The following is a 26,355-nucleotide window of genomic DNA, read 5'->3' on the forward strand; positions in this document are numbered from 1 at the left end:
TAAAAATATAAGGCCCGGTCAATACAGACCCGGGCTGCTTCCTTGATTTACTTTTCGTAGGATTGCGATGCTTTCTTCAACTCTTCATAGGCTTGCTCCGGTGTAGCTTTGCCAAACATAAGCTGATCACGGACAAGGATCCAGTCTTTATCTATAAAATTCGTCCATCCGCCCGCACCGGCAGACCATTTCTGTCCATCCGTCTCGGTCGCGCGCAAAAGTCCCAAGCCAACCTTATCCAATTCGCTCATATTTGCTTCCAGGGTGGTGGCAATCTCCTTGTTGGCCGGCAGTCCGCGGAACGTTTGCAGAATATTTCCCGCTTCCTGGCTATTCAGGAACCAGTTGACGAATTTCTTGGCTTCCTCGGCATGCTTAGAGTTTTTGGTAACACCCAGGAACATGGACGGCTTCAGCCATCCGCCTGCTTCCTCGGCACGCGGCATGGTGACAAGCGCATATGCACCCGGTTTGATGCTATCCCATGTACCCAGGTTGTTGGAGAAGCTGTAGCGCATCAACACTTTGCCTGCTGCCATGAGGTCCATTTGCGGATCGCTTTCCTTATCGGAGGCATTTACATCCGCCGGTGGAACCAATCCTTCCTTGCGCAGCTCTTCGAATTTAGCTGCCCATTCCACAAAGGTGGGTTGATCAACGTTGAAATGGCCGTCATCCGTGATTACCTGCCCTTTGCCTTTGGCGTATTGGTAGGCCGAATACACAAAGTAATTGCCGCCGTAATCCAAAGTAAAATATTGTCCTTTCGGCAGTTTGGATTTGGATTCTTTGGCCAAAGCGAAAAATTCATCCCAAGTCCAGCCATTTTGCGGATTGGCAATGCCGAGCTTATCCATAGCTGCCTTGTCATATACCATTCCAAAAGCGACAGAGCCCATCGGCATGGCATACTGCTTGCCGTCGAGCTGGCCGCCGGAGAGCAATTTCTCGTCGAATTTGCTTACGTCCACTTCCGGTGCCAGGTCCACCAATTGCTGACGGGACATCCAGTCCGGGATCCAGCCCGGATCCAGCTGAACGACATCCGGCGCGTTTTTGGCGGCAGCCTGAGTGGACAGTTTATCCAGATATCCGTCCATACCCGAGTACTCCGGCTCGAACGTAACATTCGGATTGTTCTTCGTGTACAAGTCCAATGCAGCCAAGGTAGCCTCATGCCGCGGCTGGGAACCCCACCACATAATGCGCAGTTTTACAGGTTCATTGCTTGGCGCCTTCTGTTCCGTTGACGTATCGTTAGCAGGCTTTGCGGGCGTTTCGGCACTGTTTTTTGTCTCTCCGTTTCCTCCGCAGGCAGCCAAAATCCCAATCAAAGCCGTCGTAACTAAGAGCGAAAGAGAACGCTTCCATTTCAACATCTTTAAACCCTCCTACATAAACTCGTTATTGTCTTGCTAGACTGTATAGTAACATCTTAGAAATTGAGTTTATATGAGGAGGATGCACGAATTATTTTAAAATCTCACGGAAATTGACAATACGGGACAGAATTACGGCCCCCGCGCAAACGTTATTTTATTACCACATCCCAAAATCCTGACAAAGCAAAAGAAGCAGGGATCCCCGCTTCTTGTTTAATTCGTTTATTTCCTTGTACTTCCTTCTAGTCCTTAATCACTTATTCTTATAAAACTCATGGTACAGCTTCATCAAAGCCCTCTTCTCGATCCGCGAAACGTAGCTGCGGCTGATGCCGAGCTCTTTGGCGATTTCCCGCTGCGTCCGCTCTTCGCCACCGAATTCTAGGCCAAAACGGCCTTTAATCACTTCCTGTTCACGCTCGTCTAATATGTCCAAGTTGCGGTATATTTTGCTCTTCTCGATCTTGAGCTGCACCATATCCGCAACGTCATCCGCCTCGCTGCCGAGGATATCGATCAATGTAATTTCATTCCCCTCTTTATCCGTTCCGATCGGATCGTGAAGAGAAACGTCTTTTCTCGTCTTCTTTAAGGATCTTAAGTGCATTAAGATCTCGTTCTCTATACAACGTGCGGCAAAGGTGGCGAGTTTGGTGCCTTTATTCGGCTGAAAGCTTTCAATCGCTTTGATCAGGCCGATGGTTCCGATCGAGATCAGGTCCTCCAGGTCTTCTCCGGTGTTGTCGAACTTCTTCACGATATGCGCCACCAGCCGCAGATTATGCTCAATCAGCATGTTGCGGGCATGAGCATCCCCTTCAGCCATCAGCTGAAGGTACTTGCTCTCCTCTTTTTCCGTGAGCGGCTGAGGAAAAGCATTATTCTTGACATAAGAAACCAGCAGCGTCAGTTCTTTGATAAACAGGGCTATAAAGCTGAATAAACCAGGCAAAGATGCCACCTCCTGCTGAATGACTACCGCGACTTCCTCTAGGATGACTCCATTGCTCACGATGCGGTCTTGTTCATTCTATGTAGGCGATGACCCATCTGTGCCTGTACGTGCAAAAAACATGGGCAGCCTCGGGAATGTCCGGGTAAAGAAAAGCAAAAAAACTTCTCCAAAGAGAAGTTTCTGCATCCTTATACATTCAAATCGCCGTACCCCTTCACGCTTACGCCCACCGGAAAGATTCCTGCAGTCTTCTCGGCAAAAAACCAGCGCCGGTTTTTCTCAACTACAATAAGCAGTCCATGCTCATCCCCAACGGGAACGAAGCTCTCGCTGCCCTCCTGCCATTGAGAAAAGCCTTGTTCCTTCAACTCTTTGACGTAAGATGGAACGTCTTCCCGCACAATGCCGATTTCACTCACGCAGAGCAGGTCTTTCGGGGAAAAGGGCTCGGACGAAGCATTGTTCAGATTGTGCCTTGCGATCAGCTCTACGATATTCCCCGCAGGATCCTCGAAATAAACCGCATGCGCGTTCCATGACACGAAGTCCGCCTCGTCCTCTCCATCCTCCCGGTTCAGGCGCACCCGCTCCATCAGCCAGGCCTTAGCCTCCTTGAAACGGTTCTCGGGAATGTTAAAGGCATAGTGGTAATAAGGATGTCCGCCCGTATCACGCTCGAACGTCAAGAGGGTCGTCCCGATCTGCAGCGAAAATAATCCGTCGCCCTCTGACGTGAGATGGACGCCCAGCGTATTTGCGTAAAAACGCTTCAACGATTCGGGATCGGCCGTTTTCAGCTTGATTTCCTCGAAAATCATCGCTAAGACCTCCTGTTACTCGGAATTTATACTGAACAGCACATTCTATTTCCATAATGACATGGTGGTGAACAACGCCAATACGAGATCTTAGAACCGGTCAGCCCATACGCATACAGGCTTCGAAATTTCAATTGAGCGGCCAGTAAAGGAAAGCTTGCCGGTCTCCGCATCTCTTGTGAATACCGCCAAATTGTTCGTATCACGATTCACGACCAGCATGTAGCGATCTCCCGGTACAAGAGAGAAATGACGCGGATGCTTGCCCTCTGCGGAAGCATGCTGAACCGTTTCCAGCTTGCCGGTTGCGGGATCCACGGCGTACACGACGATGCTGTCGTGGCCCCGGTTGGAGCCGTACAGGAACAGGCCGTCCGCCGACATTGTGATTTCCGCGCAGCCATTCGCCACATCCGTTCCTGCCGGCAGCGTGGATACCGTTTCGATTTCTGTCAATGCCCCCTGCTCCGCATCGTAACGGAATGCCGTTACGGTAGAGTGCAGCTCATTAATAACATATGCGAACTTCCCGTTCGGGTGGAAAACTAGATGCCGCGGTCCGGCACCTGTCTCGACCTGGGCTTCCCCCTGCCGAACAAGCTTTCCTTCCGCCTCATCAATCCGGTATGTAACAATGGTATCCAGTCCAAGATCGCACACGAACAGGAAGCGACGGTCCGGGCTGTAGAAGGAAGAATGAACATGGGACTTTTGCCCAGCGTCCTGGCCGTGGTGCTCCTGGATATCCAGCACCGGACCAACGGTGCCGTCTTCGTTCAATTTCACGAGACTGACGGAGCCTTTATGGTAGCTGGCCAGCGTGAGATAACGGTTATCGGCGCTGCGCTGGATATGGCAGGAAGGTCCGTTCAAGGCATCCGCGCGGCTTGTCTCCTTCAGCCGCCCTACTTCTGAAAGGATGTCGAAGGAGACAGCGTCGCTTCGTTTGCTTCCATCTTCAGCAGCCGTTTCACTGATGGAGTACAGGCGGCGCTGCGGCGTGTCGACGTTCAGAAAGGTCGGATTTTTCAGCCCTGAAACCTGATCCAGGCGGACAAGCTCTCCTGTTGCTTCGTCAAAATCATATACGTACACGCCGTCTGCGGATTCTTCGGCATACGAACCCACGAATACGAGCATGCGCTGTTGTTCAACTGTCATGTTATCGCCTCTTCACTTTAGTTTACGTTATATTGTATCATTCCCTGCAGGGGTCCCGCAAAACAAACGGATGATTGTATTTCGGCGGCTCCTGCTTTAGTATGGTAGTTATCTCTTCAAATCTTGACTCTCGGATTCTATCAGTAAGGAGTTTTACATATGGATTTTGTTGCAATCGACTTTGAAACGGCCAACGCGAACCGCTCCAGCGCCTGCTCGCTTGGACTGGTCGAAGTTAAAGACGGCGCAATCGTTATGGAGCAGAACTGGCTCATCGATCCCGGCCAGCACTTTGATTACCGGAACGTGCAAATACACGGCATTACCGAATCGATGGTAACGGGAATGCCCTCATTTTATGATCTGTGGCCAACGCTGCAGCCCTTGCTCGAGGGCAAGCATGTCGTTGCACACAACGCCTCGTTCGACATGAGCGTCCTGCGTTACTGCCTTGATCAGGTCTCGATCGATTATCCCAGCTTTCAATATTACTGCACTTATTTGCTCAGCAAAAAAATGCTGAACTGGATGCCTTCCCATAAATTAAACGTGCTTGCCGATTGGTACGGCATATCGCTGAACCACCATGATGCGCTTGACGATGCCAGAGCCTGCGCGCATGTGCTACTGAATTTGATCCAGCAGGAAGGCCATGCCTCCGCCGAGCAGCTCTCGCTCGGCTTGGGATGCAAAATCGGCACGATGTTTCCTGGGGGCTACAAACCGTTCTCGGCTCCTGCGAAGAAAAAAGCGAAGCCTGCGAAAGGCCGCCCGGCTTACGGCTCCCATAGCCATTTCATCAGCGGATAAAGAACTTCATCCCAAGTCATGTAATGAGTGCCCTACCTATAAGAAAGACCGGCCCCGGGCTATCCCGGGGCCGGTCTTTCTTGATCATTAGCGCGCTTCCCTGCCGATAGCTGTCATGTACAGCGTATACCACTCATCCCGGGACATGAGTCCGGCCTGGCTTTCGGCATCGCGGCAGGCTTCGATCCGCTCCCCGTTCAAGGTGCCGATGATGGGCTGGATCATGGCTGGATGCTTCATCAGCCAGCCAAGCACGATCGCTTCCGGCGTCGTTTCTCTCTGCTTCGCCATTTGGGCGACGAGCGCCGCGGTCTTTTGCACGGTTTCCGGCTCCTTGTCCAGCGGGCGGCCGCTGAAACGGCCTTGAGCCAGCGGCCCCCATGCCTGCAGCTGAATTTTCTCCATTTGGCTGAATTCCATCAGACCTTCACCGAAGTTCACATCCGCGCCCTGCTGCTGGTTCACGTAAATCGTCTGATCCAGAAAATGCGTATGAGCCAGACTCATCTCAAGCTGATTAACGGCCAGCTGGTCCGGCAGGCTCCGCTGCAGGTAACGGATTTGGGATACGTTCATATTTGAAACGCCGAAGTAACGGACCTTACCCGAAGCCTTCAAACGGCTAAAGGCCTCCGCCACCTCGTCCGGCTCCACGAGCGGGTCCGGACGGTGCAGCAGCAGAACGTCCAGATATTCCACCCCAAGACGCCTCAGCGATCCATCCACGGACTCGATAATATGCTCCTTTGAAAAGTCAAAGCGTCCGGGAGCCTGCTCATCCTTCAGACGGATGCCGCATTTGGACTGGATCACGATCTGTTCACGGAGCTCCGGCCGGTTCTTCAATATACCGCCGAACACCTGCTCCGCTTTTCCCTGCGTGTAAATGTTCGCATGATCGAACATGTTGATGCCAATGGATAAAGCCGCATCCACCGCCTTTTCGGCTTTAAGACGGTCCTCTTTCGTGATTGGATCACTACGATCCCAAGTGCCTCCCATGGACATGCAGCCCAACACAAGCCGGCTGGCTTCTACCCCGCGTTTAGCTAGCGGCATTATTTTCATCCGTATTCCCTCCTTTAATTTGGTCAAACAGTTAGTAATATTATAAACAGAAATGGATGCGGTTCCATAAAAATGCAGCCGGAATAACAAAAAAAGACCGCGATTACAATACTCGCGGTCCTTCTTTGTTTATTTTACACCAGGCTTCCCGGCTTCTTGTGGTATTTCATGATTCCTTCGGCAGCCCGGTATGCCAAGGCCCCTACGGTCCCTGTCGGGTTGTAGCCGCTGTTATGCGGGAAAGCCGAAGCCCCGATGACAAACAGGTTGTCGGTATCCCACATCTGCAGATAGTTGTTCACCGCGGATGTATCCGGACTGTCACCCATGATCACGCCGCCTGTGTTATGGGTCGATTGATAGGTCGTAATTTCATAAGGAGCCAGCTCCTTATTGGCGACCACCGTATCCGCGCCCATCTGCTTCAGTATATCGCTGCATTTGCCTCCCATAAACTTCACGAGCTCGCGGTCCTGATCCTCGAAGTCGAACGTGATGCGCATGAGCGGATCGCCGAACTCATCCTTGTAAGTCGGGTCCAGATCAAGGAAATGATGCCGGAACGGCATGCAGGAACCTTGGGCCCCGACGTTCAGGTGGCGGTTCGCATACTTGATCGATGCAGCCTTGTATTCCTTACCCCAAGTCGGCGTTCCCGGAGGGACCGTATTGTTCTGGATCGGCCGGGCCCCCGTCTGGCTGTAGGAAATGTTGGCCCCGTGGATAAACTTCAGATCCTTATGGTCAAAGTTGTCTCCGTTAAAGTCGTCAATGCACATGCCGAGCGAACCTGCGCCGGCGTAGATATTGAACTCCTTGTCCTCGAAGAATCCGACGCCGGCTCCTTTTAGCACCTGATAGGCGTAGTTTTTGCCGATGACCCCCGTCCCTGACTTCGGATCATATGGCTTCCCGATGCCGGACATCAGCAACAGCCGGGTGTTGTTGAACACGTAGCTTGTCAGCACGACGATATCTGCCGGCTGCTCGTATTCTTCGCCAGTCGTCGTATCGATGTACATGACCCCTGTCGCTTTGCCGCCCTTATGTAGGACCCGTCTAACGTTGGAATGCGTGCGGAGCTCGAATTTGCCCGTGTTTTTGGCCACCGGAATCACCGTGACGACCGGATCGGCTTTGGCTCCATACTCGCAGCCGAAGCGTTCGCAATAGCCGCAGTATTGGCAGGCGGCGCGCGCGATGCCATCCGGGTTCGTGTACTGCTCCGACAGGTTGGCCGAAGGCATATGGTACGGGTGGAAGTTGAGCTCCTTGCAGGAATCCGCGAACTTCTTCATGGCCGGCGTGTTCTTCATCGGCGGAGTCGGATATTTTTCCGAGCGTTTGCCTCCAAGCGGATTTTCATCCCCCGATATGCCCGTCAGCTTCTCGAATTTGTTGAAATAGGGCTCGAGTTGGTCATACGTAATGCCCCAATCCTGAATCGTCATGCCATCCGGTATTTTGCTTTTCCCGTAACGCTCGATCGTTTTGGATTTGATCTCGAAGTCATACGGCAGAAAGCGGAAGGTTTGTCCATTCCAGTGAACGCCCGAGCCTCCAAGTCCGTCGCCAAGCAAAAACGAACCATAGGAACGCATCGGCAGCGCCTTGATTTTTTCGTTGCCCCGGAACGTGATCGTTTCTCTTGAAAGATCCTGGAACATTTCGTAACGCAAAGCATAACGCAGCTCGTCGTGAACCATGAAATAATCTTCCGTTTTACGCTCTTTGCCGCGCTCGAGTCCCACGACGGACAATCCGTTTTTGGTCAGTTCCGAAGCGATGATTCCGCCGCCCCAGCCGACACCGACAATAACAACATCCGTTTTTGGCAGTTTGGTTGCCATAGATATCACCTCTGATTTTTTAGGAATGTGGTAAATGCTCTCTCAGGCTGACCGGCTGAATCTTTTCGAATTTATCCTGCTCGATGATTTTCGTATAGGACATCTGGTTGCCGGGATAGTTTTTGAGCCTCCAGCCGTCCATATTGCCGTTTCCGCCGTACAGCGGATCCGCGTATGCCCCTTCCATCGTGCTTCCGAACAGCGTTTTGAAAAAACCGCTCGCGGAGATGGTCGTCAGCTTAACCTCGTCCGTCTCAAACGCTTTAAGCACGGCATCCTGCTGTTCCGGCGTCAGATCCTTGAATTTTTTCTGGAATTTCTTGTTGCTGTAATTCTGTATTTCCTGCAGGCCGATATCGAAGATCTCCCTGCGCTTCAGGCGGCCCTGGTATCCTTGTGTCGTTTCACCTTTAAAGAACGGCCCCTGCATATATTCCCGGCCGTTTAAGCCCCATTCGCCTGCCAGCTGATGGTCGATGAAATAGGCAACCCCAAGCTCCTTGGCACCCGGACCATTGTCGTCAGCCGGGAAGATCCGCTCGGTAGCGGCTTCCGTAATCTGGAACTGCTCCTGGGTAAAATACATGAGCGCCTGATTGAAGTTGACTGCTTCGCCGGCAGGTGCTTTGTTATCGGCTGCCCCGTTGCCGTTGTTATTGTTGCCGGTTGTCGCTTTTTTCGGAGACCGCAGCAAGCTGCCGACAACCCCGCCGACGATCAGGCCACCAACGGCATAACCGGAATTTTTCAAGAAGTTTCGTCTGGAATGATCGGGTTCCTTATGGTCTTTCAGATCCTGCTCTTCCGTTTCATTGGCCATCGAAGTTTACCTCCTACAAAATGTGAATGTTCCCCAACCGAGATTGGATTTAACATCATTTTTTTGTTATTTTGTCGAAAAATCCCACAAATAATACATCCTCCGAAAGATAATCCTATTCCTAGGTTCAATAAATCCAGGGAGGGATCACGAATGAAAGGATCTTGGGCGAAATTAGCCGTTCCCGCCTTCTGTGCCGTCATTGCCTTGACAGCCTGCAACACGAATGGCAATCAGACAAAAACCCAATCGAAGACGGCTCCGGTCCGAATTCAGTCCGATACGTCTTATATGAACGGTGGCAGAGGCAGCGGAGAGCATATCAACAGCATTAAAGTCATCCCGCGGTACAGCGGCGACAAACGCAATACAACCAATGAATATGGCACGACCTACAGCGGAATGGGGTCCGGCATTTACAGCCGTATTGGCACTTCAAGCCTGCACGACACTCCGGAATCCAAAACGCTTGAGGACCGTCTTGCGTCCGCTGGCCTGACGGGTGTCACTGTATTAACGCTCGGCGACTCGGTTTATATCGGCGATCCCGAACAGCATACCCACATGCGGAACTCCAAGCCGCAGCCGCATAAGGTATTAAGCCCGCACGAAGGTTCATCCGGCAAAGGCTACATGAGCCAGAAAGGAACCGGATACTCCATCGGCAACCGCGATATTAAAGAAACGAACTTAAGCCTGATTTATCAGGAAGTCACCGGCGTATACGGTAAAAACGCAAAAATCTACACCGTGCACGACCCGAAGGGTATTCAAGCCATTGAAAAGGTAAAAACGGCGATGCGTGCGGGTACCCCGGTCAACAAGCTGAATAAAGACTGGGCGCTGATCAAAAAAAATGCCGAACTGCAGCCTGTCAAGCTGAACGGCACGAAGCAAACCGGTCGTTAATGATAGAACACCTCCTGTGACGAATGATCGCTGCAGGAGGTGTTTTCATGTGAATTAGTTTTTCTCGGCCAATTTCTCAGGCTCGATTGTCGCTTCGCTCGTGATTTCTTCGACAACGCCTTTCGTGGAAGAGCGGAATTCGCGGAGGGTATCTCCTACTGCCCGTCCAAGCTGAGGCAATTTGGATGGTCCGAACACGACCAGCGCGATCATCAGGATAATGAGCAAACCCGGCAATCCGATATTGTTAAACATGGCTTTCGCCTCCCTTCGGCTCGATCATGGGGTTATCTATTCGTTGCAAATACCAGCGGGATACGAGAATGCTGAGTTCAAAGAGCAGAATCAGCGGAATGGTCACCGACAGATGAGAAACGAAGTCTGGCGGCGAGATCATGGAGCCGACGATGGCGAGGGCAAGATAAACATACTTTCGGGCTTTTTTCAGTAGTAGCGGTCCCAAAATCCCCAGCCTTGTCAAAAACAGCACGACGGCAGGCATCTCAAACGCCAAAGCGAGCGGAAAAACGACGCTGAACATCAAGGAAAAATACTTGTCCATTCCGTACGTCTCGACGGCTCCGACCGTCTTGTTCATTTTGGAGAGGAACGAAACCATCATCGGGAAAGCGACGTAAAAGCTGAATGCCACGCCAACCGAGAACAGCACGAATGCCATCGGCACGAACCAAAAGGTTTTCTTGGCTTCATCATCGGTCAGGCCGGGACGGACAAATGCCCACACATGGTACAGGGCGAGCGGAACGGTGAAAAATACGGCGACCAGGAAACCGCATTTCATGTAAATGAACATGCCGTCCGTCAATGAGAATACATTCCACGTGATATGTTCCGCAGCCGGACGGTTTTTGATGTACATGAGCACGGAAGGTGACATGTACAAGCCGGCAGCCAGCGTTACGATAAAAAAGAGCATCACCCAAATCAGCCGTTTGCGCAGCTCCGTCAAATGGATGACCCACTCATCACTGTTAATCAATGAACCGCCTCCTCTTGTTGCGCCTCCTGCGGCGAGTCAAGAACCCCGCATGGCTCCGGCGCTCCAGCGACAATGTATATTGTATCCAGAATTTGCAGAATTATAGCTGAATATGTCGCAAAGACGTGTACACATTATGATCGTGAAGTCCAGCGTTGCCACAATATTTTCATATTTGCATGTTGACAGGTGACGGATTACAATAAAACACGTAAGTTACTTAATAATTGGAGGTCTAAATACATGAAATTTAAAGACAAAACGTTTCTTGTTACGGGCGGAGCAGGCGGAATCGGCAAAGGCCTCGTGACCGCTTTGGCTAAAGAAGGAGCCCGCGTTGCATTTTTCGATATTAATGAGGAAAAAGGAAAAGCAACCGAAGAGGAAATCAGCAAAATTTCGGAGTGCATGTTCGTTAAAGTGAATCTGATGGATAAAGAGGATGTCGTTGCAGGCTTTCAAAAAGTCATCGACAAGTACAGCACGATACATGGTCTCGTCAACTGTGCGCAGGCATCCAAAAACGTGCCTTTCATGGAAACGACTGAAAAAGAGTTCGAGCTTGCCTTCGGTACAGGCTTCTGGCCAACCTTCCATCTGATGAAGCTCAGCTACCCGCATCTGAAAGAAAACCAAGGCTCGATCGTAAACTTCGCTTCCGGCGCCGGTTTGAAGGGCATGCTGACCCAAACTTCTTACGCAGCAGCCAAAGAAGCCATCCGCGGCATTTCCCGCGTTGCGGCTAATGAGTGGGGTCCGGACAATATCAACATCAATATTGTGTGCCCGATCGCTGCTTCGGAAGGCGTTGCAGAGTGGAAACAGCATAATGCCGAAGCCTACGATCAAATGGTGAGCGCAATTCCGCTTCGCCGTCTCGGTGATCCGGAGCAGGATATCGGACGCGTTGTTTCGTTCCTGCTGAGCGATGACGCCAAGTTCATGACAGGCCAAACGATCATGGTTGACGGCGGAAGCGTCATGATGCGCTAATCTCCAAAGCCTATATTTATTACAAAGCAAAAGGCACCCGGTCTGATGACAGACCGGATGCCTTTGTTTTATCATAAAACCATATTCTAAATGAGAGGAAGCATCAGCATGGAAGAACAAATCACAGTGAATTATGTGCCTCCCGAAGCAGAAGAATATGTAGATCTACGCCTAAAGGCGGGTTTGAGCGGCAAAGATATCGAGGCCTCCCGCCGGGGTCTGCCGAATTCCCTGTTTGCCGTAACACTACGATTAGGCGGTGAACTGATCGGAATGGGCAGAGTCATCGGCGATGGCGGCTGCATGTTTCATGTCGTGGATATTGCCGTCTCTCCCGAGCATCAGGGCAAGGGCCTCGGCAAAAAGATCATGGCGGAAGTATCGGCCTACTTGGACCGGAATTCCACGCAAGGCGCCTACGTCAGCCTGATGGCCGATGTTCCCGCTGACCGGCTCTACCGGCAGTTCGGTTTCGAGTACGGTGCCCCGGCCTCTGTCGGCATGTACAAAAAATATCCTTAATCCACTTTGGCTCCATAGGAGCGGGCCACACTGACGGCCTGCTCCAGATCCAGCCGGACCCCGGTCAGATCGAACGCCCGGTAATCGATCCGGTCCGTCTTCGCCCCGCGGAGATCAGCCCCTTTTAATACTGTCTTGGTCAGTTTGGCCCCCGTCAGATCCGCTTCGCGCAAATCCGCTTTTTGTAAATTGCACTGGCTGAGGTCGGCTTCGATCAAGCGTATTCCCTTCAGCATCTGCTTGGACAGGTTTGCCTGCCGCAGGTTCGTGTAGGACCAGTCTCCTCCCTGAATCGTAATTCCATCCATCATCGCACCGGCAAAATCGCTGCCGATCATTTTGCAGTCCTCGAATTTGGCAACGAACAGATTCGCTCCCGCAAACCGGCAGTTCGTAAAAGCCGAGCGGGTATGCAGGGATGCATTGAACGTCGTCCCGCCGAAATCGCAATCGATAAACTGGCATCCGGTCGTCCAGATTTCATCCATCAAGGTCCCCCGGAAGACACATTTGATAAAGGTGCATCCCTTGAGCTCCCCGTTTTTCAAATCCGCCTGACTGAAATCCACCCGATCATATTCCTGGTCTATGTATTGAAACATGATTTGTTTCACTCTCCTCGTACAAGCATCCTGCTTTGGATGTTTTTATTGATCGTAACAAACGTACGTTCCTTTCACAATAACGTAGGTGATGCTCATTTTTTGCAAGACCCGAAAAACGCAACCCTAAATACGAAATTTCGCACCTGTTTCTTCCTTCCCTCCCATCCTACAATAGGAAGTGCAACATGTAAGCACTTACAAGAAGGATGCTTGTCAAACATGCCGCAAGGCGGCTTCCCTTTGCGAAGCATCCGTACAGGAGGTCGGAACCCAATGAATGCCAAAATCGGCGCGGAACTTCCGCAGCAGCCCAAGCGAGCTACGGACGCCGGCAGGCAAAGAACACTGCTGCGCAGGCTGCTCAGCCAGAAATACTTGCAGGTAATGGCGCTGCTCGGCGTTGCCTGGATGATTATTTTCAACTACATACCGATGTACGGCATTATTATCGCATTCAAGCAGTATGTCATCACGCACTCCATTTCGGAGGCTCCTTGGGTCGGGCTGGATCACTTCAAGGCGTTCTTCGAGGACGAAGAACTGCCCGGAGTTATCTGGAACACGCTCGGCATCAGCCTGATCAAGCTGATCATCGGATTTCCGCTGCCGATTCTGTTCGCGCTGTTCCTGAATGAACTGCGGTCCATACGGTTGAAAAAAGCGGTGCAGACGATTTCATACCTGCCCCATTTTCTGTCCTGGGTCATTCTCGGCGGCATCCTCGCCACGTGGCTCGCGGATGTAGGGATCATCAACCATATCCTGATGGCACTCCACGTCATTAAGGAACCGATCAGTTATTTGGCCGAGCCCAAGTACTTCTGGGGAATCGTCGTCACCTCCGATATATGGAAGGAGCTCGGCTGGTCGGCCATTATCTATCTCGCAGCAATCGCCGGTGTATCGCCGGATCTTCATGAGGCTGCCACCATCGACGGGGCCGGGCGCTTCCAGCGCATGTGGCACGTGACGCTACCGGGCATCAAAAGCACGATCACGATCCTGTTCATCCTGGCCGTCAGCGGCATTCTGAACTCCAATTTCGATCAGATTCTCGTGCTTCGCAACTCGCTGAACGAAAGCGCCAGCAGCGTCATCGACGTGTACGTGTACCAGACGGGACTTGTGAATAACCGGTTCTCGTATTCGACGGCGGTGGGCCTGATCAAATCGCTGATTGCACTGGTCCTGCTGCTGATCGCGAACTCCGTGTCCAAGAAGCTCAACGAAACATCCCTATTCTAATGAAAGGTGGTTACATTCCCATGTTTAAACTGAATCGAAGAACCGCCGGGGATGCGACGTTTGACGCGATCAACGCCATAATTATGCTTGCCGTCTGTTTTGTGACCCTCTACCCGATCTGGTACGTGCTGGTGAATTCCTTCAATGAAGGACAGGACGCCATGCGCGGCGGCATTTACTGGTGGCCGCGGGTTTTCAGCGTGGAGAGCTACGAAGCGGTCTTCCGCAGCAGCGGCATCATGACGGCGATGGGTATTACGGTAGCCAAGACGCTGATCGGAACGGTCGTTCACGTCTTTTTCACCGCCATGGTTGCGTACGCCTTCTCCCGCAGGGAGCTTGTCGGCCAGAAGCTGTACATTTTGCTCGGCACCGTCACCCTGTTTTTCAACAGCGGCCTGATTCCCTACTATTTGCTCATTCGCGATCTCCATCTGCTGGACAGCTTTCTGGTCTACATCATCCCGGCAATGTTCAGTTTTTTCGACCTGATTATCTTCATGACCTTTTTCCGGGAAATTCCGGACGGTCTTGAAGAAGCTGCTAAAATTGACGGAGCAAACGACCTTTCCATTTTCGTGCGTGTCATTATTCCGGTATCCATGCCGGTCATCGCCACCATTGCCCTCTTCCACGGGGTATATCAATGGAACGATTATTTCACCGGTATGATCTATATCAACAATATGGATCTGCAGCCGATTCAAACCTATCTGTACCGGATCGTCGCGCAGTCCAGCTCGAACCAGATGGCCTCGGCGATGCCGGGTGGCATTTCCAAAAACGTCACCTCCCAGTCCATCAAGCTGGCCACCATGGTCGTCACGACGGCGCCGATCGTGCTTGCGTACCCGTTCCTTCAAAGATATTTCGTGAAGGGCCTCATGATCGGTTCGATTAAAGGGTAATAGCAAGTTTTTCCTGGACGGTAACACGCGTTTCACCAAAAATATATCCAGAGGGGTAAACATGATGAGAAAAAATGCATTTCGCAAGAGCAGCCTGCTGCTCCTGGCTTTCACTCTGATGCTGTCGCTCGCGGCATGCGGCGGCTCATCGAAAGAAGAACCTAAAGAAGCAGAGCAGCCCGAAAGCAAAAACGAACCTGCCGCGGAAACAAAAACGGTGTCGGCTGACGAGCCGGGCTGGAAAATCGATACTTCGCCAATCACGTTCGACTGGTACTTGAACTTTTCCTGGTTCGCCAACAAATGGGGCGTGGATCCGACTTCTCAGTACGTCACGAAAAAAACGGGCGTCAACCTCAACTTTATCGTGCCTGCCGGCAACGAAAACGAAAAGCTGAACACGATGATCGCATCCGGAAGCCTGCCTGACTTCATCACGCTGGGCTGGTGGGAAGACGGCGTGAAGTCGATGATCGAAGGCGATCTCGTGCTCCCGCTGAACAAGCTCGCGGATGAGTACGACCCTTACTTCATGAAGGTGGCCGATCCGGCCAAAATGGCCTGGTACAAACAGGATGACGGCAATACCTATGTATATCCGAACTCTTCCTCCTCGCCGAAGGATTTCGAAAAATACTCGCGGGAATACGTATCGAACCAGACGTTCCTCGTCCGCAAAGACATGTACGAAGCGCTCGGCAAACCGGACATGCGCACACCGGAAGGATTCCTGAACGCGCTGAAAGCCGCGAAGGAGAAATTTCCCGAGGTCGAAGGCCAGCCGCTCATTCCGTTCGGTCTGACTGAATTCAACGACGTCGGCAATGGAAGTCTGGAAGGCTACCTGCAAAACTTCCTGGCCATCCCGTACGAACAAGACGGCAAGCTGTACGACCGCCAGACCGATCCCGAATATGTCCGCTGGCTGAAGACGATCCGCCAGGCGAACGAGCAAGGTCTGCTCGCGAAGGACGTCTTCATCGACAAGCGTCCGCAAATGGAAGAAAAAATGGCCCAAGGCCGATATTTCGCCATGCTGTATCAGCGCAGCGATTTGACGGCCCAAGAGAATGCGCTGTATGCAAAAGACCCGAATTCCGTCTACATCGCGGTCGACGGACCGGCGAACTCCAAGCTGGATCCTCCGACCCTCTCCGGACCAGGCATCTCGGGCTGGACGGTGACGCTCATTTCGAAGAAGGTCAAAGACAAGGCAAGGGCAATCCGCTTCCTGGAATACCTGATTAGCGAAGAAGGCCAAAAAGACTTGTACCTCGGCGAAAAAGGCGTGAGCTATGACACGATCGACGGCAAGGACCAGTTCAAGCCGGAAGCGCTGGAGCTGCTGAACAAGGACCGCTCGGCATTTGACAAAAAATACGGCTCTTCCCTCACCTTCTGGATGATGCAGGACACGAACATGATTCTGCAGTGGCAGCCGGCAAGCGTAGAGCCGTTCAAACAGATGGAGGACTGGACCAAAGGCAAGACGAAGAGCTTCTCGCAATACGACAACATCAATCCGACGGGCAACTCCGAAGAAGGCGTCGCCAGTACGAAAATCGCTCAGACCTGGGGCAAGACGCTGCCGAAGCTGCTGCTCAGCAAATCGGATGAAGAGTTCGACAAGCTCTGGAGCGAATTCCTCGACAAACGGGATAAAGCAGGCTTTGCCAAAGTGGAAGCCTTCAAACAAGCCAAATTCGAGGACAACGTGAAAAAACTGCAGGAATTTCTGAAATAACCAGCAACCATAAACCCATATCCATCCAAAAAGCCCCATTTTTGCGCGGGCTTTTTGGATTTTCGTATGGTCATGCTCCATATTACTTCCCGGATGTGATTTTTATGTTCATACGCTTACGCTCATGGATTCAGCATCTCATACGCAGGCTTGAGCGCTATTCGCTGCAGCAGCGTCTGTTCTTTTCCTATGTCATCATTATTCTGATTCCGAGCATCGTGTTTTCGCTGATTATTTTCAGGCAGCTGAATGAAAGCTTTACGAAGGATGTCCTGCGGAAAAGCGAAAGCTCGATCGAAATCGAGAAAACAAACATTAAAAACAATATGGAAACGATGGAGCGGGCCGTCCAGCTGGCTTTGTCGGACCGTGAGGTCATGTATTATCTCGACCGCTCAAGCGAGCCGGATACAGCCGAACTGATTGAATTCAGCAATAGTGCCGTGAACAACATTTTACGGCTCCAATTCAACAATCCCGCGATCGAGCATATCCGAATCTTTTCGGACAATCCGTACATCAGTGAAATCTGGCCGGTCTTCCTGAAGGAAAGCCGTGTGCTAACCGAGCCGTGGTATGAGGAGGCAAGTCGCTTGGGTGGAAACGGCCTATGGCAAATTTCGGAGAGGGATAAGGAGCCGATTCACAACCTCGTCCAGGATGAAAAGGAATTCCGTCAGAAAATGTCGCTGCTGCGGGAGATCGAGTATCCGAAAGGGAGGCATGTCGGCCTGATTCAGATCGATATGCTGCTGACGAGCTTCTTTCCAAGCACGTATCAAGTCCATGACACCAACGGGCAATCGCAAATGGTCATGATGAACGAAGCCGGGCGGCTGTACTATCCCCATGAGGCTTCCGGGTCCCTGCTTCCTGCTTCCCAACTGGTCGACGCGAAGCTAGGGGCAAGGCTTCATCCGACAATGGATCCAAAGCTGGCCCATTTCAAGCTGAACGTATCCGGCAAGTCCTATCTCGTCGTCTATGCGTACATCGACAGCATCCGGTCCTACGTCGTGCACTTGACTTCGATGCAGGCCGTACTGGCGGAGCTGAACAAAACACGGAACACCATACTGCTCGTAAACGTTATTCTGATCGCCCTTCTGTCGGTCTCGACCTTTTTTCTGAACGGGTTGATACTGAAAAAGCTGCGGCAGCTGACCCTATCCATGAAAAAAATCCGCCTTGGCGATTTCAACATCCAGCTTCCGGTCGGCGGTGGCAGCGAGGTCGGCGAGCTCACCCATCATTTCCGTAAAATGATCAACAAAATCAACGAGCTCATCGCCGATGCGGTCAACAAACAGGCCGCCTCGAAAGAAGCCGAGCTGAAAACGCTCAAAAACCAGATCGACTCCCATTTTTTGTACAATACGCTGGAAAACATCAAAATGCTGGCCGAGGTCGAAAATCAGCAGCCCATCTCCGACGCCTTAACTTCCCTGGGAAGTATGATGAGATACAATCTGCGATGGAGCAGCGAATACGTGCGGCTGCGCGAGGAAATGAACCACATCCGTCACTACGTGGCGCTCATGAACCTGCGGTTTGACGAGCGGATTCACTTCCATGCCGAAATGCAGGAGCAGGATCTTGACCTGGAGGTTCTGAAAATGTCGCTGCAGCCCATCATTGAAAATGCCGTCAAACACGGTCTGCGCAGCGCAAGTGACAAAGCCGACTTGACCATCTCGCTTCAAACCTATAAAGCCAACCGCAGCCAGGTCATCGTCATCGAAGATGACGGCAAGGGCATGCCCCGCGAGCAATCAGAGCGGTTAAACCACAACATCCGCTCTTTGGAACTCCCCCAGCAAGAGCCGGAAGCCGCAAGCACGGAAAGAAGCGGCAGCGGAATCGGCCTGCGCAACGTCCATCAGCGCTTGCAGCTGTTTTACGGGCCAGAATACGGCCTGCGGGTCGAAAGTGAGGAAGGGAAATACACCCGGGTATTGATGAAGGTCCCTTATTTTAACCTGAACGGAGGCGAATCCTGATATGTACCGACTGTTCATTGTCGATGATGAGCGCAACATCCGCATCGGCCTCAAGGCCATGATCGAAAGAGAGTTTCCAGACCAATACAGCATTCATCTGGCAGCAGGAGGCGCCGAAGCGCTTGAGCTTTATCGTGCCGAAAAGGCGGACATACTCATTACCGATATCCGCATGCCAGACATGGATGGACTTGAGCTGATTCAGGAGCTCAGCCGCGAGGAGCAGCCTCCGGCCTTCATCATTCTGAGCGGCTATGACGATTTTCAATATGCCAAGGAAGCCATCACCTATAAAGTCAGGGAATATTTGCTTAAGCCGATCGTACGCGAGCAGCTTTTCCATGCACTGATACGGGTCACGGATGAGATGAAGCAGGAGCTGAGCGTAAGCCGCGAACTGGAGCAGCTGCAGGCATACCGTCAAGAGCATGCCGCAGACCAGCTGAATTATATTCTTCTTCATCCGGAAATGACGCCGGATGAAATGGAAAGGCGCTGCGCGGGCGCGGGTCTCCGGCTCCTCGACTCCTCGTATGTCACGAGTGTCATTGAGAGCGAGCAGCAGAACGCCTCCATAGTCCACCTTTGGGAGGAAGCTCCCTTTTCCGACCGCTCCATTCTTTTTGAGGATAAGGACCATGGACTCGTCCTCATTGCATCCACGGAGCCCGAGTTGACTGAATTTTTCGCCTCTTTGCAGGAAAAGCACCTACAAGCCTGGATGGGCATCAGCTTGGAGACCTCGGGGGCACGCCAAGTGAAAGACAGCTACGCTCAGGCGAGGCAGGCATTAAAGTACCGAATGCTGCAAACCCAACCGGGCTCCGTACGATTTTATTACAGGGAAATTAGGATGCTTCCTAAGCCGCAGCAGTTTCCGGACGAGAGCATCCGCAGGCTGGCGAACCTGCTGGGTACGGGCAGGACAAGCGAAATTCACCAGCTATGGCACGAGATCATGAACGTGCACGAGATCAAGCGCCATGACATCTCCTACCTGGAGCAGATGAGCAGACTGCTGAACGAGCTGGTATTCGACCAGGTATTCACGAGCTACGGAGAAGCCTCGGTGGAAATATTGAAAAGCTGCAAACAAATCGGTTACCTGTATCACAGCAGAACGATCAACGATTATATTCACGATGCGGAAGATCTGCTGCTAAGGCTGGACGGTTACATCAAAGACGTTAGAGAAGCGCATCTCGGAAATGCCGAAATGAAAGCGGCTGTCGATTATATCGGGCAAAATTACGACAAGCCGCTGAATATGGCCACCGTCTCTAATCACGTTTCCTTGAATTACTCCTACTTCAGCGAGGCCTTCAAGCATTTTACAGGCATGAGCTTCGTACCTTACCTGAAAAAAGTGCGTATCGAAAAGTCCAAGGAGCTGCTCGAACATACGCACCGGAAAGTATACGAAATTGCCGAGCTGGTCGGCTTCGAGAACGTCAAACAGTTTAACCGGGTATTCCGCGAACTCGAAGGCCTCTCTCCGATTGCGTACCGGGAGAAATCATGGATTCACCGCTTGAATTAAAGCCTCACCGGAGCGTTCAAGGCAAAGTCCTTGCACGCTCTTTTTGTCGTCGGCCTGAGCGAACAGTCCCAATCCTGGGTCGAAAGCCTGATAAATCCAGTGTTCACAAATCTCCTTTTAAAGTATAATTATTCCAGACATATCCTAAATAGCGCATACAAACAAGGGGGGACACCGATGTACAAGGTTTTTATCGTCGATGATGAAGCGGTTGTCCGTGACGGGTTGAAACGAACGATAGATTGGCAGGAGCACGGTTTTGAGCTGATTGGCGACTATGCCAACGGACGCGAGGCACTCGAGATGATGGAGCATACGGTACCGGACGTGATCATTTCCGACATTTCCATGCCTTTCATGGACGGGCTGGAGCTGGCTGCCGCCGTAACTCATAAATTTCCTTATGTAAAGATCATCATTCTTACCGGCTTTGACGAGTTTGAATACGCGCAGCAGGCGATCCGGCTTAAGGTGTCGGACTTTATCTTGAAACCGATTACAGCTCATGAAATGAGGGGATTGCTGCAGAAGGTCAAACGCGAAATGGACGAGCTGGCACAGCAGCACGAAGATTTAAGCCGCCTTTACAGCCAGCTGAAGCAGAGCCTTCCGCTGCTCAAAGAGCGCTTTCTGGAACGGCTTGTCGTGAATGGCCTGCGGCCGACTGAGATCGCTGAACGGTTCCAATACTTCGGCCTCCCTCCGCTCTCGCCCTTGCAGCTTGTCATGGTTACGGATATTGATGATTTCGGCATGCGCCATATCCCGGCTGAGACCGGCCACGATACCGAAATTCTCCGTTATGCCGCTTATAACGTGTTAGAGGAAATTGCCCTCCGGGAGAATCTGCTGTTATTCCGCACCCGGGAGGAGCGCATGGTTTGGGTGTTATCAGGCGAGGCTGACGAGACCGCGCTCTACGAGCAGGCGTACCGTATTGCCGAAGAAGCGAGGTTCTACATCGACAAGTTCCTGAAATTCACCGTGAGCATCGGCGTAGGACAGGCGTGCAGAACAGAAGAAGAGCTTCCGCTCTCCTATAAAAGCGCCCTATCCGCCCTCGATTACCGTTTTTTGCTGGGCAAAAATCGCGTGCTTAGCATTCTCGACTTCGAGGGAAGGCCCTCTTACGGAAGCCAGCCCCGCAGTGATTGGGACCGCCAGCTCGCCTCCCTGGTCAAGACCGGCTCCTTGCAGGATGTGCACCGGCTCATTCGGGAATTCGTCGCCGATCTCAAAGCAAGCATGGCTCCTCTCGACGCCTGCCTGCTGCATATTCAGAAGGTTATCCTTTCCCTGATGAACACGACGCAGGAGCTCGGGCTGGAAGACAGCCGCCAAATTCACCTGACCGACGTATCCAAATTCAAGACCCTCGACGAGATCGAGCTGTGGCTCGAGGAGACGGTCTCCTCCGTCATGACCTGCATCGCGGACAACCGGAATCATTACACGCTGACGCAAATCCGGAAAGCGGTCGAATATATCGAGACGCATTATGCGGAAGAAAAAATGTCCCTTCAGGATATTTGCCGCCACGTTCTGATGAGTACGAGCTATTTCAGCCTGGTGTTCAAGCAGCATACCGGCGAAACCTTCGTCGAATACCTGACCCGAATCCGCATGGACAAAGCCAGGGAAATGCTGCAGCATACGTCCCTCAAATTTTATGAAATTGCCGGAAAGGTCGGATATGGGGACCCGAATTATTTCAGCATCCTGTTCAAGAAGCATGCCGGCATGACGCCAAGAGAGTATCGCGACCGGCACGCCATGGAGAACTAATCCGATGTTCAGACTGAAAAAGCGAGCCTCCTTCATTCCCTTTCCGCCGTTCAAGAGCATTCAGTCCAGCATCTTCTTCACCTTTTCCTGCCTGATCCTTGTAACCGTGCTCGTCATCAGCCTGAACAGCTACCGCCTGTCGGTCGATGCCGTTGAAACGAATTCGCAGGGCTACGTGCAGGAGATCATCCGGCAGGTTAATTCCAACATCCAGTCCTACATCGACAACATGGAAAACATCAGCGTGCTGGCCATGACCAACAAGGACGTCAAATACTTCATCTCAAACAACAGCTTTATCAGCAAAAGCGACCGCATGCCTTACGAGAAGCGGATTTCGGATTTATTTCAGGCCATTCTGTATTCCCGTAAGGACATTTCGGCGATTATGGTGTTCGGGTACAACGGCTTCAACGTCTCGGACCGCAGAATTACCCTTCTTAACCCATACTCGAAGCTGGAAGACCAGTCCTGGTATAAGGAGGCGCAGAGCAAGGGCGGCCAATCCGTCATCTCCCCACCTCATGTCCAGAACATGATCCAGAACGAATACCGCTGGGTCGTCTCCCTCAGCCGGGAGTTGAAGAGCACGGACGGAATCCGCGGCGAGGGCATTTTCCTGGTCGACCTCAACCTCAGCATCATCAACGACATCTGCAGCAAAATTGATATGGGCAAAAAGGGGTATGTGTTCATCGTCGATAATTCCGGCAATATCGTTTATCATCCGCAGCAGCAGCTCATTTACAGCAATCTTCGGTCTGAGCCGCTCGCAAAGGCAACAGCCGCAAAGAGCGGTACCTCCTTTACCGTCGATGACGACAAAGGCAAGCGTATTTACTCTGTTCAAGATACGAATTTCGGGTGGAAAATCGTCGGCGTCGCGTATTCGGAGGATTTGATCGCCAACGAGGGCACCATCCGCAACTCGATCGTGCTGTTCGCCATTATCGGCATTCTTTTCTCGCTGATGCTGTCGCTGTTCCTGTCCTACCGCATGTCCAAGCCTCTGCGCATATTGCAGCGCGACATGAAAAAGGTGGAACGGGGAAATTTCGATGTTCGCACCAATATTGAACCGATCAATGAAATCGGCCAGCTCGGGCGCTCCTTCAACCTGATGACGGCACAGATCAAGAATCTGATGCAGGAAGCGATCGACAATCAGGAAAGCAAACGGAAAAGCGAGCTTATGCTGCTCCAGTCGCAGATCAACCCTCACTTTCTGTATAACACGCTGGATTCCATCATTTGGATGGGCGAGCAACAAAAGCACGAGGAGGTCGTACGGATGACGTCCGCCCTCGCCAAGCTGTTCCGGGCCAGCATTACGAAGGACAAAGAGCTCGTGCCGATCCGGGTCGAGGTGGAGCATATCACCAATTATCTGTTGATTCAGAAAATGCGCTACGACGAACAGCTTGAGTATGAAATCGACATTTCGCCGGACATCATGCATTACAAGACCTTGAAGATCCTCCTTCAGCCTTTCGTGGAGAATGCGATCTATCATGGCGTTCGCAACAAGCCTGAGCCCGGAAAAATTACGATCCGGGGCCGCGAGCAAGACGAGGTCGTCGTTTTTGAGGTCGAGGACGACGGGATGGGCATGACGCCGGAGCAGCTGGAAAGCATCTGGACGATTCACGGCAAACAGGAAAAAAAGAAGACGACGAGCGGAATCGGGATCGGCAACGTGAACGAGCGGGTTAAGCTGTTCTTCGGCAACACGTACGGCATACAAATCCGGAGTGAGCCGGAAGAAGGCACGATCGTAACCATCACCATTCCGAGAATAAAGGAGTAGCAGCCGATGCGAATACAACGTGCCACGCTTCTGATGACGATCATTTTCATCGCATCCATCGTATGTATCATTCTGTACTTCAAGCTGTTCATCCCGACGCCCGAGCAGGAACACAGCATTGTGCTGATCTTGAAGGAGCACAACATCCGCTCGGATTTCTGGCAGACCGTCAGCTCCGGAGCCCAAGCCGCCGCCAAGGAAGCCGGAGCGGATATCACGATTGCGGGCCCTCTGCAGGAAACCGACGTCGAGGCGCAAATCCGATTGCTTGAAGAAGTGCTGGAGCAGAAGCCGCAGGCCGTCGTGCTCGCGCCGATCAACGACGACCGCGTCACGGCGGAGATGAATAAAATCCAGGAGGCCAAAATCCCGCTGGTTATCATCGATACGCCTGTCAGCCTCAAAGCCGCTCCCGCCCTCGTATCCAACGACCATATCGCGGCCGGAATGCAGGCCGGCAAGGTCACGCTTTCGCAGAGCAAGAACAACCCCAAAGCGGTGATCATCAGCGATTTTGTCAACTCCGGCGTCTCTGTGGAAAGGGAAAAAGGGGTCAAAAAAGCTCTCTCCCCTTACCCGGACAGCATATATGGCACTTTTTACAATGCGGATTCCGAGGAACGTGCGTACATGATTGCCAAAACCATCATGAGGGATCACAGCGACCTGAACACGATTATCGCGCTGAACGAGTCCGCGGCGCTCGGCGCAGCCAAGGCCATTAAGGATGCGAACCGAACCGGCCTCATCAAGCTGATCGGCTTCGACACCTCCGTGTACGAAATCCACCTGCTGGAGGAGGGAACGCTGAATGCGACCGTTGTACAGCAGCCTTTTAATATCGGTTATCTGGGCGTACAGACTGTGCTTGATCTTATGGACGGCAAAAAGGTCAAGCCCGTCACCTACACGAATTCGATCATTGTTACCAAGGATAATATGTACTCCCAGGAAAATCAGAAGCTTTTGTTTCCTTTTATCGACAAATAAATGATCCGGATCTCCTATAGAAAGGTGTGAGGATACGATGTACTTCCGCCTGCTCGCCAACCTGGCCAAGATATCTATTTCACTTTTGCTCATACCGCCGCTGCTCCTTTCCTGCTCAGGCTCGCAGGAACCGAAGCAAACGCTCAAGCCTAAGGATACCCCGCCTGCGCTCATTAACTTCGTAGCCTCGGAATACAGCTCGCAAACGAGGCCGCTGCTTGAAAATCTGGTGCAGGACTTCATGCTCAAAAACCCGGATATCGTCATTAACCTGCAGGTTGCCAACTGGGATATCCTCGATATCATCTATACGACCATGATCAGCAAAAGCCAGCCGCCTGATCTGCTGAACACGAATGTCTATACCCATTTCGCCAATGACGGGCTGCTGAATGACATGGACGAGTTGATTTCGCCCGAGCTTAAGAACAAGTTTTACCCGGATCTGCTGAAGCTCGATCGCTGGAACGGAAAGCAGTACGCCATCCCTTACGTGTCTTCGACGCGAAAGCTGTATTATAACAAACAGCTGTTCAGGGAAGCCGGCATTTCCTCGCCTCCGGCGACATGGTCGGAGCTCAGGGAGGCTGCCAGAAAAATCAAAAATACCGGCAAGGCCCGCGGCTTCGGCGTGGACTTGACCGACAATGAAATCCAAGCCTACCTCTCCTACTTTTTCCTTGGTGCGGGCGGAGGCTGGATCAAAAACGGCAAATGGACGATCAACTCACCGGAAAACGTGGAAGGACTGACCTTCCTGCGGGATTTGTACGTGGAGGGTCTGACCGACACGGATCCAACCGTAACGACCCGGGATGAGAAGCAGCGCGTGCTCGGCGACGGCAAGCTTGGCATGATGATCTCGGGCAACTACTTCAATCTGGTCGTTCCGCGCGAGTTTCCCGATCTTGAGTACGATAAAGGCCCTATCCCCGTCAAAGACGGGGTTAAGCCGATTAACTTCGGCGTTCAGGACACGCTGGTTTCGTTCAAGACGGACCATACCAATAAAGAGGCCATATCCAAATTTCTGGACTATCTGTACTCCAGCCCGATTTACGAGGAAATCATTCAGCAGGAAGGCTTCCTGCCGGTAACGAAGCTTACCGGGGAGCGGCTCGGCTCGGCGAACGAGGAAATGAAATCCGATCTGGATGCGCTGAGGGAAGCGAGCTATTACCCGATCCAGCAGCCGGAATGGCAGGCCGTCATGGATACCGCGCGCAAGATGGGCGACGCGGTGCTCCATGATCATGTCTCGCCCAAACAAGCGCTGGATCAGCTTCAGCAATTTGCCGAGGAAGAGCAGCAGGAGCTTAAAAAGCATCAGAGGCAGTAAGGAAAGCACACCACGATCGCTATTTACGTGAAAGCGCCGATTCATATGAACACGCGATGCAGGGCCGGACATGATGTCCGGCTCTTTTTGTTACGGAAAATAAT

The 26,355-nt window shown here is 52.1% G+C and carries 23 protein-coding genes; 13 read left to right on the forward strand and 10 right to left on the reverse strand.

Features of this window, described 5'->3' with window-relative positions; all coding sequences use genetic code 11:
• Positions 1–47: 47 nt before the first annotated feature.
• The 4 genes from ACTHPM_RS10790 to ACTHPM_RS10805 all read right to left on the reverse strand — a co-directional run bounded on the left by ACTHPM_RS10790 (position 48) and on the right by ACTHPM_RS10805 (position 4,316).
• Entirely contained in the window at positions 48–1,379 is a 1,332-nt protein-coding gene (locus ACTHPM_RS10790) for an ABC transporter substrate-binding protein (protein ID WP_440395163.1), read from the reverse strand.
• 256 nt (positions 1,380–1,635) lie between these two features.
• On the reverse strand, positions 1,636–2,334 hold the full coding sequence (sigK, locus tag ACTHPM_RS10795) for an RNA polymerase sporulation sigma factor SigK (RefSeq protein ID WP_440395412.1): 699 nt from the start codon (positions 2,332–2,334) through the stop codon (positions 1,636–1,638).
• A 191-nt stretch (positions 2,335–2,525) separates the two neighbouring features.
• Positions 2,526–3,155 (reverse strand): VOC family protein, encoded by a 630-nt coding sequence (locus ACTHPM_RS10800; protein ID WP_440395164.1) that lies wholly within the window; start codon positions 3,153–3,155, stop codon positions 2,526–2,528.
• Positions 3,156–3,245: 90 nt separating this feature from the next.
• Positions 3,246–4,316 (reverse strand): lactonase family protein, encoded by a 1,071-nt coding sequence (locus ACTHPM_RS10805; RefSeq protein WP_440395165.1) that lies wholly within the window; start codon positions 4,314–4,316, stop codon positions 3,246–3,248.
• Positions 4,317–4,475: 159 nt separating this feature from the next.
• Here ACTHPM_RS10805 and ACTHPM_RS10810 point away from each other — a divergent pair, with 159 nt between their 5' ends.
• A complete protein-coding gene (locus tag ACTHPM_RS10810; protein WP_440395166.1) occupies positions 4,476–5,126 on the forward strand; it encodes a 3'-5' exonuclease in 651 nt (216 codons plus the stop codon).
• A gap of 87 nt (positions 5,127–5,213) precedes the next feature.
• Here the strand turns inward: ACTHPM_RS10810 and ACTHPM_RS10815 are convergent, their stop codons facing one another.
• The 3 genes from ACTHPM_RS10815 to ACTHPM_RS10825 all read right to left on the reverse strand — a co-directional run bounded on the left by ACTHPM_RS10815 (position 5,214) and on the right by ACTHPM_RS10825 (position 8,864).
• The gene (locus ACTHPM_RS10815; protein WP_440395167.1) at positions 5,214–6,194 is read right to left on the reverse strand and encodes an aldo/keto reductase; all 981 of its coding nucleotides are present in this window, start codon (positions 6,192–6,194) and stop codon (positions 5,214–5,216) included.
• 134 nt (positions 6,195–6,328) lie between these two features.
• A complete protein-coding gene (locus ACTHPM_RS10820) occupies positions 6,329–8,044 on the reverse strand; it encodes a GMC family oxidoreductase (protein WP_440395168.1) in 1,716 nt (571 codons plus the stop codon).
• 19 nt (positions 8,045–8,063) lie between these two features.
• Positions 8,064–8,864: a gluconate 2-dehydrogenase subunit 3 family protein gene (locus ACTHPM_RS10825; protein WP_440395169.1), complete on the reverse strand. Its 801-nt coding sequence runs from the start codon at positions 8,862–8,864 to the stop codon at positions 8,064–8,066.
• Positions 8,865–9,017: 153 nt separating this feature from the next.
• On the opposite strand from ACTHPM_RS10825, the gene ACTHPM_RS10830 reads away from it, so the two are divergent.
• Positions 9,018–9,773 carry a hypothetical protein gene (locus ACTHPM_RS10830; protein ID WP_440395170.1) on the forward strand — a complete coding sequence of 252 codons (756 nt, stop codon included), beginning with the start codon at positions 9,018–9,020 and terminating at the stop codon, positions 9,771–9,773.
• Positions 9,774–9,827: 54 nt separating this feature from the next.
• On the opposite strand, the gene ACTHPM_RS10835 is transcribed toward ACTHPM_RS10830, so the two are convergent.
• Both ACTHPM_RS10835 and tatC read right to left on the reverse strand, forming a co-directional pair.
• Positions 9,828–10,028 (reverse strand): twin-arginine translocase TatA/TatE family subunit, encoded by a 201-nt coding sequence (locus tag ACTHPM_RS10835; protein WP_440395171.1) that lies wholly within the window; start codon positions 10,026–10,028, stop codon positions 9,828–9,830.
• Positions 10,021–10,773: a twin-arginine translocase subunit TatC gene (gene tatC / locus ACTHPM_RS10840; protein ID WP_440395172.1), complete on the reverse strand. Its 753-nt coding sequence runs from the start codon at positions 10,771–10,773 to the stop codon at positions 10,021–10,023. The genes ACTHPM_RS10835 and tatC overlap by 8 nt, the downstream gene beginning before the upstream one ends.
• A gap of 243 nt (positions 10,774–11,016) precedes the next feature.
• Between tatC and ACTHPM_RS10845 the strand changes: the two genes are divergently transcribed.
• Positions 11,017–11,766 carry an SDR family NAD(P)-dependent oxidoreductase gene (locus ACTHPM_RS10845; protein ID WP_440395173.1) on the forward strand — a complete coding sequence of 250 codons (750 nt, stop codon included), beginning with the start codon at positions 11,017–11,019 and terminating at the stop codon, positions 11,764–11,766.
• Positions 11,767–11,874: 108 nt separating this feature from the next.
• Entirely contained in the window at positions 11,875–12,288 is a 414-nt protein-coding gene (locus tag ACTHPM_RS10850; protein WP_440395174.1) for a GNAT family N-acetyltransferase, read from the forward strand.
• Here the strand turns inward: ACTHPM_RS10850 and ACTHPM_RS10855 are convergent.
• Positions 12,285–12,890 (reverse strand): pentapeptide repeat-containing protein, encoded by a 606-nt coding sequence (locus tag ACTHPM_RS10855; RefSeq protein ID WP_440395175.1) that lies wholly within the window; start codon positions 12,888–12,890, stop codon positions 12,285–12,287. The two genes, ACTHPM_RS10850 and ACTHPM_RS10855, sit on opposite strands and share 4 nt — an antisense overlap.
• Before the next feature lie 276 nt (positions 12,891–13,166).
• On the opposite strand from ACTHPM_RS10855, the gene ACTHPM_RS10860 reads away from it, so the two are divergent.
• The 9 genes from ACTHPM_RS10860 (at position 13,167) to ACTHPM_RS10900 (ending at position 26,251) form a co-directional block, all read left to right on the forward strand.
• A complete protein-coding gene (locus ACTHPM_RS10860; RefSeq protein ID WP_440395176.1) occupies positions 13,167–14,138 on the forward strand; it encodes an ABC transporter permease in 972 nt (323 codons plus the stop codon).
• Between the two features lie 20 nt (positions 14,139–14,158).
• Positions 14,159–15,046: a carbohydrate ABC transporter permease gene (locus ACTHPM_RS10865; RefSeq protein WP_440395177.1), complete on the forward strand. Its 888-nt coding sequence runs from the start codon at positions 14,159–14,161 to the stop codon at positions 15,044–15,046.
• A 64-nt stretch (positions 15,047–15,110) separates the two neighbouring features.
• Positions 15,111–16,790, forward strand: coding sequence for an extracellular solute-binding protein (locus ACTHPM_RS10870; RefSeq protein ID WP_440395178.1), 1,680 nt, complete (start codon positions 15,111–15,113; stop codon positions 16,788–16,790).
• 104 nt (positions 16,791–16,894) lie between these two features.
• Complete coding sequence (locus tag ACTHPM_RS10875) at positions 16,895–18,790, forward strand: sensor histidine kinase (RefSeq protein WP_440395179.1); 1,896 nt, start codon at positions 16,895–16,897, stop codon at positions 18,788–18,790.
• A 1-nt stretch (position 18,791) separates the two neighbouring features.
• Positions 18,792–20,330 carry a response regulator gene (locus ACTHPM_RS10880; protein WP_440395180.1) on the forward strand — a complete coding sequence of 513 codons (1,539 nt, stop codon included), beginning with the start codon at positions 18,792–18,794 and terminating at the stop codon, positions 20,328–20,330.
• A gap of 177 nt (positions 20,331–20,507) precedes the next feature.
• The gene (locus tag ACTHPM_RS10885; protein WP_440395181.1) at positions 20,508–22,115 is read left to right on the forward strand and encodes a response regulator; all 1,608 of its coding nucleotides are present in this window, start codon (positions 20,508–20,510) and stop codon (positions 22,113–22,115) included.
• A gap of 4 nt (positions 22,116–22,119) precedes the next feature.
• The gene (locus ACTHPM_RS10890; protein WP_440395182.1) at positions 22,120–23,922 is read left to right on the forward strand and encodes a cache domain-containing sensor histidine kinase; all 1,803 of its coding nucleotides are present in this window, start codon (positions 22,120–22,122) and stop codon (positions 23,920–23,922) included.
• Between the two features lie 6 nt (positions 23,923–23,928).
• Positions 23,929–24,912, forward strand: coding sequence for a substrate-binding domain-containing protein (locus ACTHPM_RS10895; protein ID WP_440421531.1), 984 nt, complete (start codon positions 23,929–23,931; stop codon positions 24,910–24,912).
• Positions 24,913–24,949: 37 nt separating this feature from the next.
• Positions 24,950–26,251 carry an extracellular solute-binding protein gene (locus ACTHPM_RS10900; protein ID WP_440395184.1) on the forward strand — a complete coding sequence of 434 codons (1,302 nt, stop codon included), beginning with the start codon at positions 24,950–24,952 and terminating at the stop codon, positions 26,249–26,251.
• Positions 26,252–26,355: the final 104 nt, after the last annotated feature.

Source organism: Paenibacillus sp. SAFN-054 (genome assembly GCF_051966755.1).
GTDB lineage: Bacteria > Bacillota > Bacilli > Paenibacillales > Paenibacillaceae > Paenibacillus_AQ.

What these genes read in the sequence shown, in the direction of transcription:
- ACTHPM_RS10790 (WP_440395163.1), bottom strand. Translation starts at nt 1,379, where the DNA reads ATGTTGAAATGGAAGCGTTCTCTTTCGCTCTTAGTTACGACGGCTTTG.
- ACTHPM_RS10800 (WP_440395164.1), bottom strand. Translation starts at nt 3,155, where the DNA reads ATGATTTTCGAGGAAATCAAGCTGAAAACGGCCGATCCCGAATCGTTG.
- ACTHPM_RS10805 (WP_440395165.1), bottom strand. Translation starts at nt 4,316, where the DNA reads ATGACAGTTGAACAACAGCGCATGCTCGTATTCGTGGGTTCGTATGCC.
- ACTHPM_RS10810 (WP_440395166.1), top strand. Translation starts at nt 4,476, where the DNA reads ATGGATTTTGTTGCAATCGACTTTGAAACGGCCAACGCGAACCGCTCC.
- ACTHPM_RS10815 (WP_440395167.1), bottom strand. Translation starts at nt 6,194, where the DNA reads ATGAAAATAATGCCGCTAGCTAAACGCGGGGTAGAAGCCAGCCGGCTT.
- ACTHPM_RS10820 (WP_440395168.1), bottom strand. Translation starts at nt 8,044, where the DNA reads ATGGCAACCAAACTGCCAAAAACGGATGTTGTTATTGTCGGTGTCGGC.
- ACTHPM_RS10825 (WP_440395169.1), bottom strand. Translation starts at nt 8,864, where the DNA reads ATGGCCAATGAAACGGAAGAGCAGGATCTGAAAGACCATAAGGAACCC.
- ACTHPM_RS10830 (WP_440395170.1), top strand. Translation starts at nt 9,018, where the DNA reads ATGAAAGGATCTTGGGCGAAATTAGCCGTTCCCGCCTTCTGTGCCGTC.
- ACTHPM_RS10835 (WP_440395171.1), bottom strand. Translation starts at nt 10,028, where the DNA reads ATGTTTAACAATATCGGATTGCCGGGTTTGCTCATTATCCTGATGATC.
- ACTHPM_RS10845 (WP_440395173.1), top strand. Translation starts at nt 11,017, where the DNA reads ATGAAATTTAAAGACAAAACGTTTCTTGTTACGGGCGGAGCAGGCGGA.
- ACTHPM_RS10850 (WP_440395174.1), top strand. Translation starts at nt 11,875, where the DNA reads ATGGAAGAACAAATCACAGTGAATTATGTGCCTCCCGAAGCAGAAGAA.
- ACTHPM_RS10855 (WP_440395175.1), bottom strand. Translation starts at nt 12,890, where the DNA reads ATGTTTCAATACATAGACCAGGAATATGATCGGGTGGATTTCAGTCAG.
- ACTHPM_RS10860 (WP_440395176.1), top strand. Translation starts at nt 13,167, where the DNA reads ATGAATGCCAAAATCGGCGCGGAACTTCCGCAGCAGCCCAAGCGAGCT.
- ACTHPM_RS10865 (WP_440395177.1), top strand. Translation starts at nt 14,159, where the DNA reads ATGTTTAAACTGAATCGAAGAACCGCCGGGGATGCGACGTTTGACGCG.
- ACTHPM_RS10870 (WP_440395178.1), top strand. Translation starts at nt 15,111, where the DNA reads ATGAGAAAAAATGCATTTCGCAAGAGCAGCCTGCTGCTCCTGGCTTTC.
- ACTHPM_RS10875 (WP_440395179.1), top strand. Translation starts at nt 16,895, where the DNA reads ATGTTCATACGCTTACGCTCATGGATTCAGCATCTCATACGCAGGCTT.
- ACTHPM_RS10880 (WP_440395180.1), top strand. Translation starts at nt 18,792, where the DNA reads ATGTACCGACTGTTCATTGTCGATGATGAGCGCAACATCCGCATCGGC.
- ACTHPM_RS10885 (WP_440395181.1), top strand. Translation starts at nt 20,508, where the DNA reads ATGTACAAGGTTTTTATCGTCGATGATGAAGCGGTTGTCCGTGACGGG.
- ACTHPM_RS10890 (WP_440395182.1), top strand. Translation starts at nt 22,120, where the DNA reads ATGTTCAGACTGAAAAAGCGAGCCTCCTTCATTCCCTTTCCGCCGTTC.
- ACTHPM_RS10895 (WP_440421531.1), top strand. Translation starts at nt 23,929, where the DNA reads ATGCGAATACAACGTGCCACGCTTCTGATGACGATCATTTTCATCGCA.
- ACTHPM_RS10900 (WP_440395184.1), top strand. Translation starts at nt 24,950, where the DNA reads ATGTACTTCCGCCTGCTCGCCAACCTGGCCAAGATATCTATTTCACTT.